This window comes from Rothia mucilaginosa, from assembly GCF_001061665.1.
Taxonomy (GTDB): Bacteria; Actinomycetota; Actinomycetes; order Actinomycetales; family Micrococcaceae; genus Rothia; species Rothia mucilaginosa_A.
The window spans coordinates 1-21,867 of record NZ_JVSP01000002.1 but is presented as its reverse complement, the minus strand read 5'-3'; the positions used below and the strand labels follow the sequence as shown (position 1 = coordinate 21,867).

The following is a 21,867-nucleotide window of genomic DNA, read 5'->3' as shown; positions in this document are numbered from 1 at the left end:
CCCCGTTATCGGAAGCCATGAATACACAACACAACCAGCAGCCGGAGTCCCGCCCGGCGGCCAGCCAGCAGGCAAAGGGCAACGACAATTCCGCGCCCAGCGAGCAGGATCTGTGGGACGCGGCCTTCTCCTCCGACGACCCCACGGTCGTGCTGACCGCCGAGGACCTGCAGCAGGCCGCCTCGCGCCGCGCCGAGTCGCGAACCACCGACGGGGAGGCGACCCGCGCCTTCCCCAGCCTCATCCCGGCTCCCAGCCCGCAGGATGACGCGGACGCCTCGGACGGCGGGGAAAGCGCCTTCGGCTGGCTCAACACCCCCGGCTCAGGTAGCTCGGATGGCGGCGCATCCGCGGGTTCCGCGCCCGCGCAGAGCGCCGCATCTGCCCCGAGCGTGTCCGAACACCGCGGCGCGCAGACCGCCAACGACCGCGGAACGGCACCCAGCTTTAGCCCGCAGAACACCGCACCGCGCGCGCCGGAACAGCCCACCCAGCACGGGGGCTTCGCCGTCCCAGCGAGCCAACCCGCTCAGCCCATCCTCCAGCCCGGCGAACCGGTACTCACCGCCGCCACCGCCCTGCAGATGCAGAAGGAACGGTACTCCCGCATGCACGTGCTCCCGGGCCTGCTCGGCTGGCTCGTTGCCATCACCCTCATGGACGGCGGCCGCTGGGGCATCGGCGCCTGGCTCACCTCTACCGGGCAGGAGCAGTCCCTCGAGTACCACGCCGTCATCGGACGACTACTCTCCGGGGAATCCTCCGTAGTTCCCGTGGCGGTCGCCCTAAGCGTCCTCGTCTTTGTGGCCTACCTGGTCGGCGGATACGCCGCCGGACGCATGGCTCGATTCGCTGGCTCCAAGCAGGGTATTGCGGTGTGGCTGTGGCACCTCATGGGCCTCATTGTGGCTTCGCTGGCCACCTACCTGGCCCCGCAGGTCTTCCCGAACGGCACCGCCGCGTTCTCCATGCAGCGGCTCATGAACGGGGATACCTCCAACGGCCTGCTGGCGATTATGCTCATCCTGGCGCTCAGCTTCCTGGGAGCCCTCATAGGCGGCGCCTGCGGGCAAATCTACCATCGCCGCGTGGATAAGTACCCGAGCACCCGGGTGGAGCGCGAGGACGGCTAGCCTCCGAAGCACCGGACACCGCACCGATGCCGATACAAAACGCGAAGACCTCCGGCGCACGCTATGTGCGCCGGAGGTCTTCGCGTTGAACGGCTCTTCGGGGCCGTTTAGGTTATTGCCTAGTGATCCAGCAGCAGGGCCGGTTCCTCCAGGATGGCCGCCACATCGGCCATGAAGCGAGCCGAGAGATCGCCGTCCACCACGCGGTGGTCGAACGAGCCGCCCAGGGTCGTCACCCAGCGAGGAATCACTTCGCCGTCAACCACCCACGGCTTCTGCTTGATGGTACCGAAGGCCACGATCGCAACCTCACCCGGGTTGATAATCGGGGTACCGGTATCAATGCCCAGCGAACCGATATTCGTAATGGTCAGGGTGCCGTTCGCCATCTCTGCCGGCTGGGTCTTGCCTTCACGAGCGCGAGTGGTCAGGTTGTTCAGGGCAATCGCAAGCTCGCGCAGGGAAAGCTCCTGGGCATCCTTGATGTTCGGGACCATCAGGCCGCGCGGGGTGGCGGCCGCAATACCCAGATTCATGTAGTGCTTAATCTGGATCTCGCTGTCGGTCCAGGTCGCGTTGACCTGCGGGTTACGCTCAGCAGCCCAAATCACCGCGGCGGCAAGCACCAGCAGCGGGGTGACCTTCACGCCCTCAAAGTGGCGAGACTTCTTCAAGCGCTTCACGAACTCCATGGTGCGGGATGCATCCACGTCCACGAAAATCGACACGTGCGGGGCGCTGAAGGCCGAGGCGACCATGGCCTTCGCGGTGGCCTTGCGCACGCCGCGCACCGGGACGCGCTCGATGCGGTCGCCCGGGGTGATTGCACCCTGCCAGAAGGGCTGGCGGGCACCGCTGTGCTGCACGTCCTTGAGGTGGGCAACGTAGTTCATGAGGTCCTGCTTGGTCACCTGGCCGCGGGCACCGGTGGCAGTCACGTGGGCCAGGTCGACGCCGAGCTCCTTTGCGGCAAGACGCACCGGAGGCGGCGCGAGGGTCGGGCGGTGCGGAACCTGCTCGGGAGCCAAAGTCGGCGCGGGAGCCGCTGCGGGCTCGGGTGCCAGACGCTGCACCACCGAGTTCAGCGGGGTGTTCTCCACAAAGCGGGAGGCGCGCTCGGCCAGCTCGCTGAGCAGGCCCTGGTTGCGGTTTACCGGGTCGGAGGGGGTGTGCGCCACCGGTGCCTGGACTGTCGGCGCCGCGGGTGATGCGGGGGCGGCAGGTGCGGGCTGGGCCGCGGAGGCGGGACGCTTACGTGCGCGGCGCTTAACAGCGTCCGCCTTGGGTCCGGAGCCGACCAGCGCGGTGCCGGATTCGGTCTCCTGCTGGGGTGCCGCGGGAGCGGCCGGGGCTGCGCCGTCGCCACCGGAGATGCGGATGATGGGGGTACCCACCTCGACGGTCTCGCCCTCGGCGACCATCAATTCCTCGACGATGCCGGCGTAGGGCGAGGGCAGTTCGACAACGCTCTTGGCGGTCTCAATCTCGACCAGCACATCGTTGATGGCGACCTCGGTGCCGGTTGCGACCTTCCAGCTGAGGATTTCAGCCTCGGTCAGGCCTTCGCCCACGTCGGGAAGCGAAAAAATCTGGGACATATTTACCTCTCACTAGGGCATATACCCTACATGGAATATTATGGGCGGTCCTATCCGCCGCGAGCGTGCCGTCGGTTTCGGGCCGGCGACACACCTCAGAACGAAGCGTCAAGAAGCGGGGTGCACATACCAACCCCGAAACCGCACCTAGTAATCGAAAGCGCGATCAACCGCCTCCAGGATGCGGTCAATATCTGGCACGTACTCCTCCTCCACGCGGGAAACCGGGTACGGCATGTAGTAGCCACCCACGCGAATCACCGGCGCCTGCAGGCTGTAGAAGCAACGCTCCGTAATCGCGGCCGCCAGCTCACCACCCATACCGCCAAAGGTCGGCGCCTCATGTGCAATAATCAGGCGGCCAGTCTTCGCCACCGAGGCGGCCACGGTCGGCACATCCAGCGGAGAAATCGAGCGCAGATCAATCACCTCAATCGAGCGGCCATCCTCAACCGCGGCCTCCGCGGCTGCCAGGGCCACCGGAACCAGCGGACCGTACGCAACAATCGTGACATCGGTACCCTCGCGCACGACCTTGGCGCTAAACGAGTCGAAGGAGGTGTCGTTCAGGTCCACGTCCCCCTTGAGCCAGTAGCGGCGCTTGGGCTCAAAGATAATGACCGGATCCGGGCACTCAATCGCCTTGCGGGTCATCCAGTAGGCCTCGTGCGGGCTCGAGGGAGTCACGATGCGCAGGCCGGCGGTGTGGGCGAACAGCGCCTCGGGCGACTCGGAGTGGTGCTCCACCGAGCCAATCACGCCGCCGTAGGGAATACGAATCGTCACCGGCACGATGTACTGCTTATCGGTGCGGTTGTGAATCTTCGCAAGCTGGCTCGTGATTTGGTTGAAGGCGGGGAAAACGAAGCCGTCGAACTGAATCTCGGGAACGGGGCGGTACCCGCGTAGCGCCATGCCGATGGAGGTGCCGATAATGCCGGACTCCCCCAGCGGGCTATCCATGACGCGGCGGTTGCCGAAGCGGGCCTGCAAGCCCTCGGTCACGCGGTACACGCCGCCAAGCTTGCCGATATCCTCACCGAGCAGAACCACGGTGCGGTCAGCCTCGAGGGCATCCTCCAGGCCGCGAGTAATGGCCTTGGCGAGGGTCAAACGCTCAATGTTTTCGCTCATCTTTACTCCTCTTCAAAGCCTGCGTTGTAGGTGCGGTAGAATTCGCGGTCGTCCTCAACCTGCTGGTGTTCCTGGGCGTAGACGCGGTCGAAGAAGTGCTCAAAGTCGGCCACCTCGGCGGAAAGCACGGCGTCGCGCACGCCGGATGCGACCTTCTGAGCAGACTCGGCAACCTCCTCGAAGAAGGCATCGTCGGCGTAGCCCTGCTCGCGCAGGTACTTCTCGAGGCGAATCATGGGGTCGCGGTGCAGCGGCCCCTCAAGGTCGGCCTCGGTGCGGTACTTCGTGGGGTCGTCGGCGGTAGTGTGCGGGCCCAGGCGGTAGGTCTCGGCCTCGATGAGCACGGGGCCCTCGCCGGCACGAATCTTCTCCATGGCGTAACGGGTCACCGCGAGCACGCCCAGGATGTCATTGCCGTCCACGCGCAGGCCCTCGAAGCCGTAACCGGCGGCTCGGGTCGAAATCGGCACGCGCGACTGCACCTCGAAGGGAACCGAGATGGCCCAGCGGTTGTTCTGCACGAAGAAGAGCACCGGGGCATCGTAGGAGGCCGCGAAGACCATGGATTCGTGAACGTCGCCCTCGCTGGAGGAGCCGTCGCCGAAGTAGACCGCGACGGCGGGCTTCTGCGCGTCGGTTGCGGGGTCGGTGGCCTGGCCCTGGCCGGTGGGGCGCTTGCCGGTTTCAGCCTCGATATCGGCATCGAAGTTCAGGCCCATGGCGTAGCCGACGGCATGCAGGGTCTGGGCGGCCAGCACCTTGGTGTAGGTGTGGAAGTTGTGGGCCTTCATGTCCCAACCGTGGGTGGTGGTGCCGCGGAAGATGGTAATCAGATCGCGGAAATCCACACCGCGCGCCAGGGCGACGGCGTGCTCACGATAGGAGGGGAAGATGTAGTCGTTGGGGGCGTAGGCCAGTGCGGAGCCGACCTGCGCGGCCTCCTGGCCTCGGCTAGGAACCCACAGGGCGAGCTGGCCCTGGCGCTGCAGGGCGGTCGCCTCGTCGTCGAAGCGGCGGGTGGTGTACATGAGGCGGTAGGCCTCGCGCAGGGTATCACCATCGACGTCTTTGACGTATCGGCTGAAGGTGGGGTGTTCGTGGACGGTGCCGTTCTCATCCATGAGCTGGATGCGCTCGGGCACTCCCGGGTACTTGTCGTTCTCGTGCATCTAACCTCCACACGTGACGATGGCTTCGCCTGCGGGCTACCGGGGCCAAGCCTCATTCTCCACGAAAGGTGGAGGATTGAGAGGCTGATTTACGGCCGGTGCACCATCAGGACTGGGCATATATACCTACCAGTTTACTATTTCGGGCTCTCGGCAATAACGTGCACGCTCGGAACACGCCTGGAACACCGCGTATTGCGCCCCGTCATTCAGCATATGAGCAGGCGAAAACCGGCGGCGCTACCAATTGCGTTTATTGGCCAAAGGAACCCTCCTATATATTCGATAATCAGAATATATAGGAGGGTTCCTTCATCTTCATCCGCTCAGGACCGCTATACGATTCAAGCTTATCCAGCGATGTTGAGCGAGATTAGCCCTCCTGCGCGAAGAGCTCGCACAGGGACAGGAAACGGTCGTTTGCCTCGACCTCGCCAATGCTCACGCGCACGCCCTCGGACCCGAAGGCACGCACCGAGAGAGCATTCCGGTTCATGAGGTCAACGAAGTCACCGGTCCGCTCCCCCAGGGGCAGCCACACAAAGTTTGCGTAGGTGCCCGGGAACTCGTAGCCCAGTTCGCGTAGACGGGCCGTGACGCGCTCACGCTCGGCCACGATGTGCCTGACCCGCGCCATGACGGCCTCCTGGTGCTCGATGGAGGCGACGGCGGCCCGCTCGGCCAGGGCGGACACGGCAAAGGGGGTCGCTGCAACCCGCAGGTGGCGGGTAATCTGCGGATGCGAAATCGAGTAGCCCACGCGCAAACCCGCCAGGCCCTGCGCCTTGGAGAAAGTGCGCAGAATGATGACGTTCGGGTAGTCACGGTAGATATCCAGGCCGTTCAGCGGAGGCTCTTCCCCCTCCGGGATGGAAGAGGCCGCGCAGAACTCGAAGTAGGCCTCGTCGATGACCACGGGAACGGTAGCCGGCACCTTCGCGAGGAAGGAGCGAATCTGGCTCTCGGTCACTGCGGGACCGGTCGGGTTATTGGGGGTGCACACCAGAATCAGGCGGGTGCGGTCGGTGACGGCCGCGGCCATAGCGTCCAAGTCGTGCGCGCCGTCGGGCAGGTTGGGAACCTGCACGCTGCGAGCGCCCATGATGCCAACCAGAATGGGGTAAGCCTCGAAGGAACGCCACGCGTAGATGACCTCGTCCTGCACACCGTCGGCGTTAACGCCTGCGAAGGTTTTAATAATCTGGTTGAGCGCGCCGAGGCTGCCGGCGCCGGTCACGATATCCTCGGCGTCCACGCCCAGCTGCCCGGCGAGGGCGGTGCGCAGGGCGGTTGAGAGGGGGTCGGGATAGCGGTGCACCGCATCGAATTCGGCCAGCACGCGCGCCACCTCGGGCACGGGGCCCAGAGGGTTCTCGTTAGAGGAAAGCTTGTACCGGGTCAGGCCCTCGACGGGAGCGGGAGGCTTGCCCGCGGCGTAGCTGGGCAGGGTGTCGAAGACGGGGCGGACCGGGATGCTGGTGGGTTCTTCTGAGTGGCTCATAGCTTTAGTATGTGCCCGCGAGCGCCGCGGAGCCAGTGCCACCGGGGTGAAGACCAGCATGGGGACAGGACGAGCCATCCCCATGCCGGTCTCCGCCATCTCACCGGCCGGGCTCCCCACTAGGCAAATACCGGCTCCCGCTCAACGGTGACGGCGCGCCGAGGCTCCGGTGCGGGGTGTATCAACCCCGGGTCGGTCTCCTCGGGAGGAATCGGCGTGCGGAACCCCGGGTCGATGTCCTCGGCCGGCGCCACGGGCATGGGAACAGGCTTCAGCTCTGGTAGGTCGGGGGTAAGCGATTCCCCGCCATCGTAGTCCCCGCCCTGTCGGGGCCCGAGGAATGTGCCCGCAAACGCAGAACCAATTTTAGGGAGTGGCAGGTCATCGATGGTTGGCTGATTAATAACCTTTCCGATGTTTGCCTGTGAGCCTGCGGGCTCTGGTAGAAGGTCCGGCGGGAGCAAATCTGCAGGGGGTGGTGGACCCTCCGGCTCGACTCGAGCGGGCAATTTGATAGGGGCAGGCTCCGGGCCGCTCAGGTCCGCCGGCAAGTTGATGGCGGACGGAACATTCTGCGGGTCGTATCCCTGCAGGGGAGGTGTTTTGGGCGTCTGCGGTGCAGGCATCTCGGGCCAGGTCGGCTTCGGGCTCCCCGGCTCCTGCGACGGTTTAGGGCCCGGGTGAGGGAGACGCCGTTCGGCGCTCTCCCACGTATCTTGGGCTGCTTTTTGGATTCGTTCCCCCTTATCTTTGGCGTCCTGAACGCCCTTAACCATGCCACCTGTTCCATGTTCAATCGCTTCGTCTACACCCTTCTCGTCAAACCTAACCCCCGATTTGTAGGCCTGACGCGAGTAGATTCCGATACGTGAGATCGTTACGTCCCTTCGCTCAGCTAGGCTGTATCCGTCCGGCATAGCAGAACCCGAGGTAACCTTCTGCTCCCCCAGCACGTATTCCTTACCATCCATCGCCGCACGCATGCCACCAAAAACCGCGTTACTATGCCCCTCACGCTCTAGAGCTTCTCGGTATTTTTCGCCATCGTGTACAGGGTTCTGGATGGTAATTGCTGTATCACGGTCGTCAGGACGCCAGCCGCCCTCTTCCCGCCGTGCACTATCCGGAACAATATCGCCTTCGCCTTCCACATAGTCCACGGCGAAGTCTCGGCGTTTGGCGGGCAGACCTCGTAGCGGAGCACCTTGGGCGTAGATACCGACGATGTTGATTTCCTTGGCGACCTCGAAACTATTAGCCATGTTGTAGGCAATCATGGCTCCCTGGCTGAACCCTTCCAGGTACACGCGGGCCCCCTGCGGCGCGCCGGCATCACGCAAAGCCTGAAGAACCATCCGATAGGCGGGGTTCCTCGTGGTATCTTCACCTAACGTTTCACGCACAGCACCCGCAGGGTCCATGGGAGAGCCGCCCCAGGAGTCAAAGTTAGTCCCCGGAATACTCACCACGTACAGGGCGTAGGCGGGGTCACCCTCGTGGCCTTCTTCGTACATGACGGTGACCATCACGGCGCCGCGTTCGCCCTTCGTCGGGTCCTGCTGAGAACGCTCGAATTCCTGGTCCTGGGCTTTGGCAGCCGCCTGCAAACGTTCCGAGCTGGAGCCTACGGAAAGCTGATTTTTCTCTCCCCGGTGCGCCGCGACCCCGTACTCATCAGCCGAAGCGGTACGCACGTTGTGTGCCGTGCTGCCCACGTCCCGCCACGTATTCTCTCTCTTCAACGATAGGGTGGCCCTCCCGATGAATTTCTCAATGATTTTCGCGGGGATTCCGGTGATCCTGGACAGCCGTCCAGCCACTCGCCGGCGGGCAATCTCGGGGTTGAGTCGGGCGTCAAGATAGGCTGTCGCTCCGAAAAGTACCGCCGCGACGAGGGGTGAATAGGGCATCGCTATTGATGCGCTGTAGTACCCGAGCTCGGGCAGCGTCAGCCGGATAAGGTACCGGACCTCGTCGGGGTCGCCGGCGAGGGCGCCGCGGATGTGGGTTCGCACCGTCAGCCCGTCAGGAAGCTTACCGTCCTGGGCAATACCGAGCGATTCGAACCAGCCGGCTACCATGTTCTCGACCTGCAAGTAGGCGCTGTGGGCGAGGCGCACGGCCACCGCCGTGGCCATTAGCTCGGTGGCGCTTCGGCCCATTCCGGCGGCCAACATGGTGCACTGGCCGCTGGCCAGACGGGCGCGCGAGTTGACCCCAAGAAAGAGCATCGTCTCTGCGCCAATGCTCGAGATGGGCACCGGACGTTCAGCGCAGCGCTGGCTGGCGTAGGTGAGGGAATCGGCGATGGCGGGCATCTCTTCCAGTGTGACGGTGATGGTCGCCCCTGTGGGGGCCGAGCCGCTCCCCTCGATGGGAAGGGCGTACGTTGCGTTGGTCATGGGTTCTCCTAGATGGGTTTTCCTAGCGACGACTAGCGGTAAGCGGCGGTCTAATAGCCGGTTTGGCGGGTAACGAGCGCGTTGAGCCCCTCGGGGAGGCTGACGTGCATGAGGGAATCAAGCTCGTGTTGCGCGGACCCCGCGTGGCGGGCCACGAGATCCTCCAGTTTTCCGGGATCGAGAACATCGGCGGCGGTATCCGCGAGGGACCCGAGGAGGCTGTCGAGGGCACCGGCCGCGGCGGTAACAGCCTGGGCTTTGGCGGTCAGTTCGGCGGCGAGCTCTTCAGCGGCGGCGGCAATATCGACCGCTGCGTTCTCGGCAATCTGTGCCCTGTCTCGAATACTGTCGCGGTGCCTTTCGAGCTGTCTGCGGAAGGCGCGGCCCGCCTCCGAGGCCCAGTGCTCTGTTCCGAGCTCGCCGGTGCGCGCGTAGACCCCCTGTATCTCGTGGGCTTCGGCGCGCATGCGTGCGGAAAGCTCGGCACCCTTGGTGCGAGCCAGGGCGGCTGCCGCGAGGAGCGAGGCGGCGAACGCGCGTCCGGCCGCGGAGCCGATGCCCATATGGCCGGCGGCACGCAGAATATCCGCGGTGCTGGGCGGGTTGGGGGTTCCCGGAGGCGCAGATGGCGGTGTGGCATCGACGAAGGTGGGCACGGCGCGTCCTTTCGGAGGGGCCGGTTACGGATACCGGCTTAGCGGGTGGACTTTGGTTCCAGCCTATGGGCGGGCCGGCGTTGTTCCCCCGGCTTTTGACTTCTTGTGGATAGCGACCCCACAAAACGAAAAATCCGCACGGATTTGAGCTGCAGAACCCGCAAAATGCTTTATCCACAGCCTCCGTAGCCGTCATATTTCCGCGCAAAGATTGCCCCGAAACCACTCCGGAGCCGCTTCGGAGCCGAAAAAACGCCCGCCCGTTGGAGTCGGCGCGCCCGCGGCGGGCGCCGCCCGGACCATCCCCGACATCACCCGGACCGCAGTCTGAGCCTTCGCCCAAACCACTATCCAGAGCCCCCTCCGACCGCCCACCGCCCCGCACCCCGCCCGCATTTTCCGGCGATCCATGCGAAAATGGAGTTATGTCTCACACCAATAACACCATCCTGCCTTCTGGCCGTATCGATTTGGGCACCGGCGAACTCGCTCTGGGCCCCCTGGACGGACGCTACGCCTCCGTCACCGCACCCCTGACGAACTACCTTTCTGAGGCGGCGCTGAACCGTGACCGCATCCACGTTGAGGTCGAGTGGTTCATCTACCTGTGCGAGCACAAGGTGCTGCCGGGCCTGTCCCCGTTGAGCGAGGAGCAGAAGAAGGGCTTGCGCGCCATCGTGACCGATTTCAACGCCGAATCCGTGGCCGAGCTGGCCGAGATTGAGGCCGTGACCGTTCACGACGTAAAGGCCGTCGAGTACTACATCGGTCGCCGTCTGAAGGGTCTGGGCCTGGACCACCTGGTGCCGCTGGTTCACTTCGGCTGCACCTCCGAAGACATCAACAACCTCTCCTACGCCCTGGGCATCAAGGATGCCGTGCAGAACGTGTGGATCCCCGCAGCCGAGGAGCTGATTGAGGTTCTGCTGAACCTGGCCGAGGAGGGCCGCGAGGTTCCCATGCTCTCGCGCACCCACGGTCAGCCCGCAACCCCGACCACCCTGGGCAAGGAGATGGGCGTGCTCGCCTATCGCCTGAAGCGCCAGGTCAAGCATGTGAAGGCGACCGAGTTCCTCGGCAAGATCAATGGTGCGACCGGCACCTATGCCGCGCACTACGCCTCGGTGCCCACCGCCGATTGGCAGAAGATTTCTCGCGGTTTCGTTGAGCACCTGGGCCTGACCTGGAACCCGCTGACCACCCAGATTGAGTCGCACGACTGGCAGGCCGAGCTGTACTCGGATATCGCGCACTTCAACCGCGTGCTGCACAACCTCTGCACCGACGTGTGGAGCTACATTTCGATTGGTTTCTTCCGCCAGATTCCGGTGGCCGGTGCGACCGGTTCGTCCACCATGCCGCACAAGGTTAACCCGATTCGCTTCGAGAACGCGGAGGCTAACCTGGAGCTCTCCAACGCCCTGCTGGATTCGCTGGGCTCGACCCTGGTGACCTCCCGCTGGCAGCGCGACCTGACCGATTCCTCGGCTCAGCGCAACATCGGCGTGGCCTTCGGTCACTCGGTCCTGGCCATCTCGAACGTGGTGAAGGGCCTGAAGCGCCTGGACATCGCGGCCGACGTGATTTCTGCCGACCTGGATTCCAACTGGGAGGTTCTGGCCGAGGCAATCCAGATGGTGATGCGCGCGGAGGCTATCGCGGGCGTTCCCGGCATGGAGAACCCCTACGAGCGTCTGAAGGAGCTGACCCGCGGTCACCGCGTGGATGCGGCTCGCCTCAAGGAGTTTGTGGCAACCCTGGGCCTTTCCCCCGAGGCCGAGGAGCGTCTGTCGAACCTGACCCCGCACACCTACAACGGCATTGCGGCTCAGCTGCTTGATCACGCGAAGAACGCGTAGTCGGTAGCATCGGCTGAGCGCCGGCCTTAACGCTGAAGACCCCGGGTCCCTGAGTTCAGGGATCCGGGGTCTTCAGCGTGTTGGGGCTTTGCTATGTCTGCTAACCAGCGAGGGTTTTAGCGCTCGAGCATAGGGCGGTTTTCGGTCTCAGTGTCGTGGCCCTTGCCACGGGTGAAGACCTTTCCGGCAGCCTTACTAGCGACCTTGCCCGCACCCTTGAGAATCGAACCGGCCTTATCCACGAGCTGGCCTCGTTCGCCGCGGGTGCTCTCCGGGGACTCATCCTCTTCGGACTTTACGCGCGGCGCGCGCGGGGTAATCATGAGCTCCGTGGGGAAGTATGCCGGGGCGTCGCCGAAAGCGTTACGAGTGTTGCGCACGACATCCTTGCCGAGAGCCAGGTTTGCGCCGCCGCCGACCACAGCACCCACGCCGAAGGGCAGGGCACGGCCGAGTAGCGCGCCGGTCTGACGCGAGAGGAATCGACGGATGAACAGGTTGCGGATGGTGCGCTCGACGCTGAACATCTTGCCGCCGGAGGAATTGCCCAGCAGCATACCCCACTTATTGGATACGCCGCTTGCCTTACCGGTCTGCAGCAGCACGGTGTTCATGAGCTGCGAGCCCTCCTCGCCGAGCATGATGGCCATGACCATGGAGCGGGCGGTTTCGGGGTCGTGCACGTGCACGCCGTGCAGCTCGGCGACGGCCTGGGCGTAGAGGGCGGTGCGCTCCATGTAACCGCCCACGGCGAGCGCCGAGAGGCTCATGGAGGTAATGGTGCCGACGCCGGGCACGAATGCGGATGCGCCGGTCACGCCACCGATGGCGGTGATGTCGCGCAGGTAGGCGCGGTCGAGGCGCTTGTGAATCTGTGCGGGGGTTTCGTCGGGGTGCGCTTCGCGCAGCTTCTTGACGATGGACAGCGCGAGCGGTCGTTGCATGCGCAGTACGTTGTCGAGGGTGGTGGTTAGCGCGGGACGGGGGTTGCCGTCCTCATCGAATAGAGACTTCTTCGGGTCAATCATGTCTTTAGTAAAGCACGGTCGGGTGAATATTTCCTGAACGGGCGAGCCTTCCGGCGGGCTGGAAGAGCCTTGTTCACCGAGGGCTTGAGTTCACCGAGGGCTTGAGCGCGGTCGTCCAGCCGGCGGCGGCGGCGCTTCTGAAATCGCTTCCCATTTATTTGCGCCCTTTTTTAAACCGCGTAAAATTGTCCTAGATTACACACTATTCATTGTCTGCATAATGCGTGACCCGTTTCACGGCGATTCGGGTTGGGCTGTACCGCCGATACTTGCTTACGCTTCATGCTGTAAAGGATTACCATGACTTCTTCCGCCAGCACGCCCACGGCTGCGCGTTCTCCCCTGGCCACTCAGGGGCTGGGTGTCGCCTACGCGACCGGCGCGATTATTTCCGCGCAATTCGGTTCAGCCCTCGCGAAGCAGCTCATGGGTGATTTGGGGCCCTGGGGTGTGGTGGCGCTACGTCTGCTGACTTCCACCATCCTGCTGTACGTGTTCTTCCGCCCGAATATTCTCGCGTGGACGCGCGCGCAATGGACCGCGGTCATCGTGCTGGGCGTGGCCCTCACCGGCGCGAACGCCTTCTTCTACGTGGCGATTGAGCAGGTTCCGCTGGCGATTGCCGTGGCGATCGAGTTTATGGGCCCGCTGGTGTTGGCGACCGTTATGTCCCGCCGCAAGCTGGACCTGGTATGGATTGCCCTGTCCTTTAGCGGCATGGCGATTCTGACGGCCGAATCACAGGCCAAGCCTGAGGACTTTGCCCTGGTGGGCGTGTTCTTCGCGGTGCTGACGGCGATTTCGCGTGCCGCCTACATCCTGGCGACGGAGAAGGTGGGCGCGCTCATCCCGGGTATGGGCGGCATGGTGATGGGCAACGCCGTATCCACGCTGCTGGTGCTGCCGTTCCCGTTTATTCTGAGCGGCAATAACCTGTCGAAGGTGACTCAGGACGTTCACCTGCTGGCGATTGGTTGCCTGATGGGTCTGCTGGCTTCGGCCATTCCGGCTCTGGGCGAGGTCTCTTCCCTGCGCCTGTTGCCGGCGCACATCTACAGTGTGGTGCTTTCGCTGGAACCGGCGATTGCCGCGCTGGTGGGCGTCATTATGCTGGCCGAGCCGACGGATGCGGTTCGCTGGCTGGCCATCTCGCTGCTGGTGCTGGCGAGTATCGGCATCTCCATTTCGCACGCCCGCGCCCAAAAACGGGCCCAGGAGCGCGGTGATAGCGAGGAGATGGATCGCTACCTCCCCGGCGCGGTGGACGCGTACGCGGTGGATATCGCACAGATGGCGACCAGTTCCATTACGCTTCCATCGGCCGAGCAGATTAGGGCCGACCGCGAGGCGAAGGGCCTCTAGGTAGCCGTAGAGAGCCCAGCTGAATATTGCTCTGGAGAGCATGTCTCTTCTTTCTCGCACCCCCGGGTAGCACGTAGGATAGTATCTCGTGCCCGGGGGTGCACTGTTTAAGCTCGTACCCTGCCCCCGCCCATTCGAAAACCCGCACAAGCACCGCCGATTTACGAGGTACCCCGAGGAGAGCCATGCAGCATACCGCGCACCAACGCCCTGCCCTAGGCATCATGTTTGTTTTGATGTCCTGCTCGTCGCTACAGTTCGGCGCGGCCTTCGCGGTGACGCTCTTCCCGCTGTTTGGCGCGCTCGCCGTGAGCGTGAGCCGTCTGGCGATTGCTTCCATTGTGGTGGGTAGCACCGTGTGGCTGGCTGCTCGTTGGCGTGCCCGCCGCGGCGATATGATGCCTCCGGGCCCGCTGTCCTGGTCGAAGGAGCAGTGGCGTGCCGTGGTGATTTTCGGTTTAACGTTCGGCATGATGAACGGCTTCTTCTACTGCGCGATTGACCGTATCCCCATCGGCCTGGCGGTGGCGGTGGAGTTTTTGGGCCCGCTCGCGCTGGCGTCCCTACTGACCCGCAGGATGCGCGACGCGGTGTGGGTCCTCTGCGCTCTGGCGGGCATGCTGGTGCTCGGCTACGAGGCGGCGGTCGGTAGGGACACCGACTACCTGGGTCTGACGTTCGCGCTGATTGCCGGCGTGTTCTGGGCGCTGTATATTCGCTCCAGCGCAAAGGTTGGCGCCCTGGTTCCGGGTGCGAGCGGCCTGGCGGTGGCGATGCTGGTCGGCGCCGCGTTCATTGCCCCGGTGGCGGCGGTTGTTCCGGCATCCCAGCCGCTGTGGAATGCGGCTCAGGACCCGGTGCTACTCCTCATGATTTTCGGTACCGCGATGTTCGCCTCGGTGATCCCCTACAGCGCGGAGCTGATGGCCCTGCGCAACCTGCCGCAGCAGGTGTTTAGCGTGTTGATGAGCATGGAGCCCGCTATTGCGGCGATTGCCGGTTGGGCGCTGCTGAATCAGGAGACCGGCCCGATTCGTTGGGTGGCAATTTTCCTGCTGATGACCGCGAGTGTGGGTATTACGCTGACCACCACGAAGGGTAATTCCCACAAGCAGAAGGACGACGGCGAGGACCCCGTTCCCATGCCGCTGCCCGAATAGGCCCCGTTCACGGGTGACGGCCCGGGGTCGCCGGTGCACGGCATATAGAAAACCGTTGAGGCGGGTACCCGGTTGGTACCCGCCTCAACGGTTTAAATCTCGCGCCTAAGCCTCCAGGCTGTCCAGCAGGTCGCGCAGCTCGTCGGTGGTGAGCACCTCCGCCGGATGCGGTCCCATCGCGTACAGCAGGTCCTGGGTGTCCTCGTCCAGCTCGCGGGAGGTACCGATCAGTACGAGGTTGCCCTCGTTCTCGCCGCTAAGCATCGAGCTCTCGCACAGGCACCACACATAATCGAAGACTTCGAGCATGGCTGCCGCCTGCAGGCGGAAGAAGGGCAGGCCCGCATCGTCACCCACGTTGACCGCGACCAGGCCGCGCTCGCTCAGGGAATCCCTGAGCTCGCGGTAGAAGTCACGGTTCGCCAGGTGTGCGGGTGCATCCATGCCGGTGAAAATATCGAGGATAATCGCGTCGAAGCCGGTCACGCCCAGCAGTTCGGGCAGGTGGGCCAGCTGCTCGCGGGCATCGCCCACCACCAGCCGGCAGTCGGTGCCGGCGGGTAGCGGCAACCGGTCGGTCACGAATCCCATAAGCTCGGGTTCGATATCGACGGCAACCTGGCGGGAGCCGGGGCGGGTCGCCTGAATATAGCGCACGAGGGTCAGCGCCCCCGCACCCAGGTGCGCGGCGGTAATGGGCTCGCCAGCAGGGGCGAGCGCATCCACCGTGTTCGCGATGCGGCGCAGGTACTCGTAGAACACGTAGGAGGGGTCCGCGGTATCCACGTGGGACTGCTCGGCACCCCCAATTTCGAGAACGTAGCCGTGCTCGCTGAACCCGTCGGGCTGAATCTCGGCGCGCTGGCCGCCGGAGAGCTGAATGTGCGCCACTACTTCACGCCGGCTTCACGCTTGAAGGTGCTGACCAGCTCATCCACCGAGGAGGAGGAGTCCAGGCCCTCGATGACCTTATCGTTCACGGCGAAGGTGGGGGTTCCCTTCACGCCAATCTTGACGGCGTGCTCGTAGTCGCGCTGGATGGGCTTGACGGTGTCGGAGGCGAGTAGGACCTTGTCGAATTCTTCAACGTTCAGGCCCAGTTCCTTGGCGTAGTCGTTGAAGAGGGTGCGCAGCTTATCGCGCTCCTTGATGCCCTTCCAGTCGTTCTGGGTGGCGAAGAGCTTATCGGCCATTTCGAGGTGCTTGCCCTGTGCCTCTGCGGCCTGCACGGCCAGGGCGGCCGGCACGGCGTTGGCGTGCATGCTCAGGGGCATGTGGCGGGCGGTCACGTTCAGCACGCCGTCGAGCTTCTTGGCGGCCTCCTCGAACTTGGGTTCTGCCTTGGCGCAGTAGGGGCACTGGAAGTCGGTGTACAGGGTTGCGGTGCCTGCGCCGGGTACTTCGCGGTTGAGGCGGAAGCCGACGTAACCGTCATCCGCGGTAGCCGATGCGGAAGCGGTCTCCGAAGCCGAGCTCGAGGGAGTAGCGGAAGCGCTTGCGGTTGCGCTCGCCGATGCCGCGGCGGTGCTCTCCGAGGTGGCGCTCGCCGAACCGCTTGCCGAGCCGCTCGCGGAGGCGGTAGAGGAAGTCCGGGATGAGCCGCAGGCGCTCAGGCCCAGTGCGGCGGCGGGAAGCGCGCCGATGAGCAGGGCGCGGCGGGTAAAGGGTGAGGTCATGGTATTCCTCCTAAGAATCGGTGCCGGGGCGCACGGATAACGCTTAGGTTCATCTTATCCCGCCGGCGCGGCGGGTGCATGACGCGTCCGCGCGGGGCTCTTGCGCGGAGCCGCCGTAGCAACGTGATGATTCGCCTCTCCCCCGCCTTTTTGGTACTATTGCGGGGTATGCACTGTTCCGCGGAAAGCCCGTCTCAACGCGGCAGGTAGCGTATGTGCCTCTATAGCTCAGGGGTAGAGCATTTCCCTCGTAAAGAAAAGGTCGTGGGTTCGAATCCCACTGGGGGCTCCACATCCGCCGTAACAAGGCCGGTTTCCGGTGTGTTGCGGCGGTTTTTAGTATCGTCTTCGGCACGCGAGGCCCCGACCCCGTTCCGAGGCGTCCGACAGCTCGCTCTATCCCGGGAGGCCTCATGTCTTCGTCCCGCACCTCCGCCCGCAAGGGCTCCTCGCAGCGTGCCCCGTTCACCCCCACCGTGCGCTTCGCCATCGTCTACGTGCTGGCGCTCGTGATTTCGCTGGCGGTTTGGTTCTTCTACCGCGCCGTCTACGAGGACGACACCTCGTTCCTGGTGCCCATCGTGATTTCCCTGGCGACGTCCTACGTTGCCGCGCACGCCCTTACGGGCGGCCGTTCCCCGCGCAACTAGTCGCCAAGCCCGTCCGCCGGTCGGTGGCCGGAGCGTTAAACCAAAGGCCGCGCATCCGAGTCCCTCCGAGGGGTCGGATGCGCGGCCGTCGCTATAGGGCCGGCGCGTTACTTGGATGCGCGCTGGAAGTCGCTGTCGGTCTTGCCCCACAGGCCGTAAACCTTGGCGAGTTCCTTGACCTTCTTGGCGCGCAGGTAACGCGGCAGGTAGGAGCCGTCGCGGGGGCCGTCGATGGGCACGTCGAGCATCTGGTGGGCCTCTTCAATCTCAACCTCGCTGGGCGAGAAGGCCGCGTTAATGGTCTCTGCCTGGCGGATATCCAGGGTAATCTTGCCGGTCATGCCGTGGTCGTTCGCGAAGCCGCACGCCTTGGAGAGGTCAGCGCCGTATGCGCCGAGGGTCGGGCCGTCGATGGGGCCGGGCAGGCCGCCCAGAGTGGAGGCGATGACCAGCTGCGAACGCACGTAGGCCAGGGCCATGGGGGTTGCGGAGGAACCGGTGTCGCGGCGGTAGTCGCCCGCGCCGAAGGCCAGGCGGAAGGTACCGATGGCGCGAGCAATCTCGACCGAGTGGTGCACGCCCAGGGCCGATTCAATCAGCGCGATGATGGGGGTACCGGCGGGCAGCTCAGCTGAGGTACGGTCGATGTCGGTGGCGTGCTCGGCGGTGGCGAGCATGACGCCTCGCAGGCCCTTCACGTTCTTGAGGGCCTTGACGTCTTTCCACCAGTGCTCGGTGGTGATGGCGTTGATACGAACCCAGGCAACCACGCCGGAGTTCAGCATGCGGACGACCTTTTCGCGGGCTGCGTCCTTCTCTTCGGGCGGGCAACCGTCCTCGAGGTCAATAATGATGGAATCGGCCTCGGATTCGAAGGCCTGCTCAAAAACGTCTTCGGTGGCGTTGGCGCGAACGAGCAACCAGGAGCGGGAGAGGCTGGGGCGCAGCTGGCGCGCGCGCTCGTTCCTATGGAATTCAAACATGGTGTGTGACTTCTTCCGTCAATCGTTAATGCATTGGTTATGCCGTAGAGGGCCTGGACCGAGCTGCGATTCTCGATTGCGTACCATCGTCACCTCCATTGTGACTGAACCGCTTGCGGGGTGTCATGCACCTCTCTTTTAAGCGTATCGTGTGCCCGGTGGAGCATCAAACTGACGTACCACTAGGCCTCGACGAGTTCGGTCCGTCCCACGGGGATTCCGTCGTCGAAGGTCAGCTCGCCGGCCGCTTCCTTTTGGGCGCGGCGAATCAGACGTTCGGCCTCTTGCACGTGCTGCACCACGGTCTCAACGCGGCGGTGCACGCTCACCTGGCGGTCGCATCCGGTGGTGCACTCGCCGAAGCAGCGGGCCATGGCCAGGGCCTCGGCGCAGAGGGCCACGGCGTTGCCAGCCTTGGAGAGGGCGCGGTTGAGGTCGGAGTAGGTGCCGAATTGCGAGGCGGGGATATCGCCGTCGCTGGGGGCGAGGCGGTGGGCCTCCATGGCCACGGCACGCACCCGGGGGATGAGGTCGGCAAGCTCGTTGGCGTCCGGCACGATGAGTTCAATCATGGAGGCGGAGGACTCGGTGCCCGCCAGACGCTCGAGCACCTGGTGGAATCGGTCGATGCCGCGAATAAAGCGGTCGTGGGAGCGCCGCCAGATGCCCTTGCCGAGCTCGGCGTCGTCTCGGCGCGATTGCAGGTAGCTTTTGAGTCCCATGAGTCCTCCTCTACGTTAGGTGTGTGCCGTGAACGGTTATCGGGTGGGAGTCGCTCGCGGCCGGTGAGCGTCGGATGCGTGCATCACCTTCCGCGGCGAGCCACAAACCCACCTATACTTAGGTTACCCTAAATCTTCTTTTGGTGACGGTTCGTCAGGGAAATATGAGCATTTATGTCACGTTTCGCGGAGCACGACGGTAGGGTTCTCTCCGCGCCCCGCGACCCCCTCTAATCGACCCGCAGCACCACCTTGCCGCGGTGCAGACCGGAATCAAAGTACTCGTGCGCCTCGGCCGCGGCCTCCAGGGGGAATACCCGGTCAAGACCCACACCGATGCGACCCGACTCAACCAGCGGGAGGATCTGCTCGCGCACGCCGCGCAGAATTTCGGCCTTCTGGGCCTCGGGGCGGTTGCGCAGGCTCGTGGCGTGCACCGAGAGCCGGTGCGTGAGTGCGTACGCGAGGTCCAGCTCGGCCTTTCGTCCGCCCTGCAACCCGATGATGCACAGGTGCCCACCGTCGGCGAGGGTGTGCAGGTTATCCTCAAAGTACCGCCCGCCCACGACGTCCAGGATGTAGTCCGCGCCGCGCCCGCCGGTCTCCGACAGAACGACATCCCGGAACGAATGTTCCCGATACACGATGGGTTCAGCACCCAGCGAGCGCACGTACTCCGCTTTCTCTTCGGTCCCAACCGTGGCGAATACGCGGGTTCCCGCGGCCAGTGCCACCTGAATGGCGTGCACCCCGATGCCCCCGGTGCCACCGTGCACCAGCACCGTGGCGCTCTGCCCGTCCTCGCGCAGGTTCTCGGCGGGATCCATGCTCATGCCGCAGGTCAGTACCAGGTTGGAGTAGACCGTGGCGGCCACCTCGGGTAGCGCCGCGGCCTCTTCAAAGCTCAGGTTCTCGGGCTTCGGCAGCAGCAGGTCCACCGGAACCGTCACGTAGTCGGCGTACCCACCTCCGGGGAGCAGGGCCATCACGGGACGACCGCAGTTCTCAACGGATGCCCCCTCGCCGACGGCCTCGATTTCCCCGGCCACTTCCAGGCCGTAGATGGAGCTCGATCCGGGAGGGGGCGGGTAGAATCCGCGGCGTTGCAGGGCATCCGCACGGTTGATTCCGGCGGCGCGAACGCGGATGAGCACCTCACGCGAACGGGGAACGGGGGCGGGAATCTCGCTGACCCGAAGCACCTCGGGACCGCCGTGGTTTTCCTCAATAATTGCTCGCATGAGCCCTCCTCCTGAGCGGATGTGCCCTCATCGGCACTCGATTTACAGAAAGCATACATCGTGAGATAATCTCGTAGTGCCCTGCGGCACGGCGTTGAGATAAAATGCCGGTCTCTGGAGCGCAAGGATGGTTGTCCGAGCGGCCGAAGGAGCTGGTCTTGAAAACCAGTAGGCGGTAACCCCGTCTCAAGGGTTCAAATCCCTTACCATCCGCGTTTTAGCTTCTGCTCCACGTGTGGAGCGCGAAGAGCCCCGTTCCTCGTATTGAGGAGCGGGGCTCTTTGCATACGCCGTTTTGAGTCGCCGGGGACATCGTTAATTGATGTGCGACAAGGCGTTTGCAATCAAGATGAGGAGGAAGGCGATACCGATGAAAAAGCATAGCCCCAGCCCGTTAAGAACCAGCCCACCGGTGGCACGAGCACCGTGCCGTCTTGCCGAGATCCCCAGGCAGAGACCCAGGATGCTCAGCAACGGTGAAAAGATAACTACCTGCGTACCATTTTCTCCAAAACCTTGGACAATTAGCCAACCCCCTAGGAAGAAAGACAGGGGACCGAGGAAGCCAAAGAGTATGGAGAAGTTCGCCATTCCCTTACCGACCGCTTGATCTGCGGGCTCATCCGGAGAACCATCCGAAGAGTCATCCGGGGACTCGTTTGCGGATAGTAGCTGTTCGTCAGAAGCATCCGGGCTAGACTGTTCGCTGTCATCTTCCTGATAGAGCTTGGCGTATTCGGGGTTGTAATCGAAGGCTTCGTTGTTTTGAGGTAGCTGCGACATCGCATCCACAACCTTTCAATACCGGGTGTTACCTTCACCCTAGACCTTTCCATCAGAGGGAACAAGCATGTCAGGCTCCACCTGCCGAAACATACGGCATATACACAGAAAAGTCCTGCTCCTCACATTGAGGGGCAGGACTTTTCTGTATTTATCTCGAGGCTAGTTCCAGTACAGCATAAGAGCGTTCAGGATCCTCGACGGGCCTGCATCATTTAATCCGGACAAGGCGCTCAGAATCATTATGATGAGGGCGACGATAGCAAGGACAACGACTATACCCATCGCGCTGAGAATCATGCCCCCGATGGCGTGCTTACCGTGCCGTCGTGCCACGAATGCCTGCCGGAGACCTAAGATACTCAGGAATGGTGCGACGATGACCATGAGTATACCGATTTCAATGCCATAGGCAGACCACCAAAACCCTATGAAGAAAGATAGCAGGCCAAGGGCACCGAAAAGCAGGGAGAAGTTCGCTGCTCTTTCACCGGCTTGCGCCCTCCGCACATCGGAAGGGGGCTCGCTTGCACGTAGCAGCCTGTCGTCCATATCATCAGCGTCGGACTGTACGCTGTCATCTTCCTGGTAAAGCTTGGCGTATTCGGGGTTGTAATCGAAAGCTTCGTTATTTTGGGGTAGCTGCGACATCGCATCCACAACCTTTCAATACCGGGTGTTAAGTGCCTATCGGGTTGAGAGAGCATTTAGGCTCGACATCGAGCCGCTGTGATTAGTGGATGCCCGACAAAGCGTTCAGAATCAATATGATGAGGGCAACGAGAAGAAGGACAACGACTATACCCACCG

General features: G+C 63.6%; 19 protein-coding genes and 2 tRNA genes. 7 read left to right on the top strand and 14 right to left on the bottom strand.

Annotation, left to right across the window (positions count from 1 at the left end; genetic code table 11):
* Positions 1–17: 17 nt before the first annotated feature.
* Positions 18–1,133 carry a hypothetical protein gene (locus tag ADJ95_RS00465; RefSeq protein ID WP_049331480.1) on the top strand — a complete coding sequence of 372 codons (1,116 nt, stop codon included), beginning with the start codon at positions 18–20 and terminating at the stop codon, positions 1,131–1,133.
* Between the two features lie 119 nt (positions 1,134–1,252).
* On the opposite strand, the gene ADJ95_RS00460 is transcribed toward ADJ95_RS00465, so the two are convergent.
* The 6 genes from ADJ95_RS00460 to ADJ95_RS00435 all read right to left on the bottom strand — a co-directional run bounded on the left by ADJ95_RS00460 (position 1,253) and on the right by ADJ95_RS00435 (position 9,593).
* A complete protein-coding gene (locus tag ADJ95_RS00460) occupies positions 1,253–2,731 on the bottom strand; it encodes a dihydrolipoamide acetyltransferase family protein (RefSeq protein WP_049331478.1) in 1,479 nt (492 codons plus the stop codon).
* A gap of 147 nt (positions 2,732–2,878) precedes the next feature.
* The gene (locus tag ADJ95_RS00455) at positions 2,879–3,865 is read right to left on the bottom strand and encodes an alpha-ketoacid dehydrogenase subunit beta (protein WP_049331476.1); all 987 of its coding nucleotides are present in this window, start codon (positions 3,863–3,865) and stop codon (positions 2,879–2,881) included.
* Between the two features lie 2 nt (positions 3,866–3,867).
* Complete coding sequence (locus ADJ95_RS00450) at positions 3,868–5,034, bottom strand: thiamine pyrophosphate-dependent enzyme (RefSeq protein WP_049331474.1); 1,167 nt, start codon at positions 5,032–5,034, stop codon at positions 3,868–3,870.
* A 373-nt stretch (positions 5,035–5,407) separates the two neighbouring features.
* Entirely contained in the window at positions 5,408–6,535 is a 1,128-nt protein-coding gene (locus ADJ95_RS00445) for a histidinol-phosphate transaminase (RefSeq protein ID WP_049331471.1), read from the bottom strand.
* Positions 6,536–6,654: 119 nt separating this feature from the next.
* The gene (locus ADJ95_RS00440; protein ID WP_053088795.1) at positions 6,655–8,937 is read right to left on the bottom strand and encodes a hypothetical protein; all 2,283 of its coding nucleotides are present in this window, start codon (positions 8,935–8,937) and stop codon (positions 6,655–6,657) included.
* Positions 8,938–8,987: 50 nt separating this feature from the next.
* Positions 8,988–9,593 (bottom strand): hypothetical protein, encoded by a 606-nt coding sequence (locus ADJ95_RS00435; RefSeq protein ID WP_049331468.1) that lies wholly within the window; start codon positions 9,591–9,593, stop codon positions 8,988–8,990.
* Between the two features lie 425 nt (positions 9,594–10,018).
* On the opposite strand from ADJ95_RS00435, the gene purB reads away from it, so the two are divergent.
* Positions 10,019–11,452: an adenylosuccinate lyase gene (gene purB / locus ADJ95_RS00425; protein ID WP_049331463.1), complete on the top strand. Its 1,434-nt coding sequence runs from the start codon at positions 10,019–10,021 to the stop codon at positions 11,450–11,452.
* 116 nt (positions 11,453–11,568) lie between these two features.
* Here the strand turns inward: purB and ADJ95_RS00420 are convergent, their stop codons facing one another.
* Positions 11,569–12,480, bottom strand: a complete 912-nt coding sequence (locus ADJ95_RS00420) for a hypothetical protein (protein ID WP_049331461.1) — start codon at positions 12,478–12,480, stop codon at positions 11,569–11,571.
* A gap of 300 nt (positions 12,481–12,780) precedes the next feature.
* Between ADJ95_RS00420 and ADJ95_RS00415 the strand changes: the two genes are divergently transcribed.
* Both ADJ95_RS00415 and ADJ95_RS00410 read left to right on the top strand, forming a co-directional pair.
* A complete protein-coding gene (locus ADJ95_RS00415) occupies positions 12,781–13,842 on the top strand; it encodes an EamA family transporter (protein ID WP_049331459.1) in 1,062 nt (353 codons plus the stop codon).
* A gap of 224 nt (positions 13,843–14,066) precedes the next feature.
* The gene (locus ADJ95_RS00410; protein ID WP_239662738.1) at positions 14,067–15,002 is read left to right on the top strand and encodes an EamA family transporter; all 936 of its coding nucleotides are present in this window, start codon (positions 14,067–14,069) and stop codon (positions 15,000–15,002) included.
* A 105-nt stretch (positions 15,003–15,107) separates the two neighbouring features.
* Here ADJ95_RS00410 and ADJ95_RS00405 read toward each other — a convergent pair whose 3' ends face one another.
* A complete protein-coding gene (locus tag ADJ95_RS00405) occupies positions 15,108–15,893 on the bottom strand; it encodes a spermidine synthase (protein ID WP_049331454.1) in 786 nt (261 codons plus the stop codon).
* Complete coding sequence (locus tag ADJ95_RS00400; protein WP_049331451.1) at positions 15,893–16,678, bottom strand: DsbA family protein; 786 nt, start codon at positions 16,676–16,678, stop codon at positions 15,893–15,895. Before ADJ95_RS00400 ends, ADJ95_RS00405 begins: the two co-directional genes overlap by 1 nt.
* Before the next feature lie 217 nt (positions 16,679–16,895).
* Here ADJ95_RS00400 and ADJ95_RS00395 point away from each other — a divergent pair.
* A tRNA-Thr gene (locus ADJ95_RS00395) sits at positions 16,896–16,970 on the top strand.
* Between the two features lie 121 nt (positions 16,971–17,091).
* Positions 17,092–17,328: a hypothetical protein gene (locus ADJ95_RS00390; protein ID WP_049331448.1), complete on the top strand. Its 237-nt coding sequence runs from the start codon at positions 17,092–17,094 to the stop codon at positions 17,326–17,328.
* Positions 17,329–17,435: 107 nt separating this feature from the next.
* Here ADJ95_RS00390 and ADJ95_RS00385 read toward each other — a convergent pair whose 3' ends face one another.
* From ADJ95_RS00385 to ADJ95_RS00375, 3 genes are all read right to left on the bottom strand, one after another.
* Complete coding sequence (locus ADJ95_RS00385; protein WP_049331445.1) at positions 17,436–18,311, bottom strand: HpcH/HpaI aldolase/citrate lyase family protein; 876 nt, start codon at positions 18,309–18,311, stop codon at positions 17,436–17,438.
* 182 nt (positions 18,312–18,493) lie between these two features.
* Positions 18,494–19,033: a hypothetical protein gene (locus ADJ95_RS00380; protein ID WP_049331442.1), complete on the bottom strand. Its 540-nt coding sequence runs from the start codon at positions 19,031–19,033 to the stop codon at positions 18,494–18,496.
* A 230-nt stretch (positions 19,034–19,263) separates the two neighbouring features.
* Complete coding sequence (locus ADJ95_RS00375) at positions 19,264–20,274, bottom strand: NAD(P)H-quinone oxidoreductase (protein ID WP_049331439.1); 1,011 nt, start codon at positions 20,272–20,274, stop codon at positions 19,264–19,266.
* 125 nt (positions 20,275–20,399) lie between these two features.
* Here ADJ95_RS00375 and ADJ95_RS00370 point away from each other — a divergent pair.
* A tRNA-Ser gene (locus tag ADJ95_RS00370) sits at positions 20,400–20,487 on the top strand.
* Positions 20,488–20,589: 102 nt separating this feature from the next.
* On the opposite strand, the gene ADJ95_RS00365 is transcribed toward ADJ95_RS00370, so the two are convergent.
* Both ADJ95_RS00365 and ADJ95_RS00360 read right to left on the bottom strand, forming a co-directional pair.
* A complete protein-coding gene (locus ADJ95_RS00365; RefSeq protein ID WP_152691674.1) occupies positions 20,590–21,057 on the bottom strand; it encodes a hypothetical protein in 468 nt (155 codons plus the stop codon).
* A gap of 162 nt (positions 21,058–21,219) precedes the next feature.
* Complete coding sequence (locus ADJ95_RS00360) at positions 21,220–21,708, bottom strand: hypothetical protein (RefSeq protein WP_141755738.1); 489 nt, start codon at positions 21,706–21,708, stop codon at positions 21,220–21,222.
* Positions 21,709–21,867 lie beyond the last annotated feature (159 nt).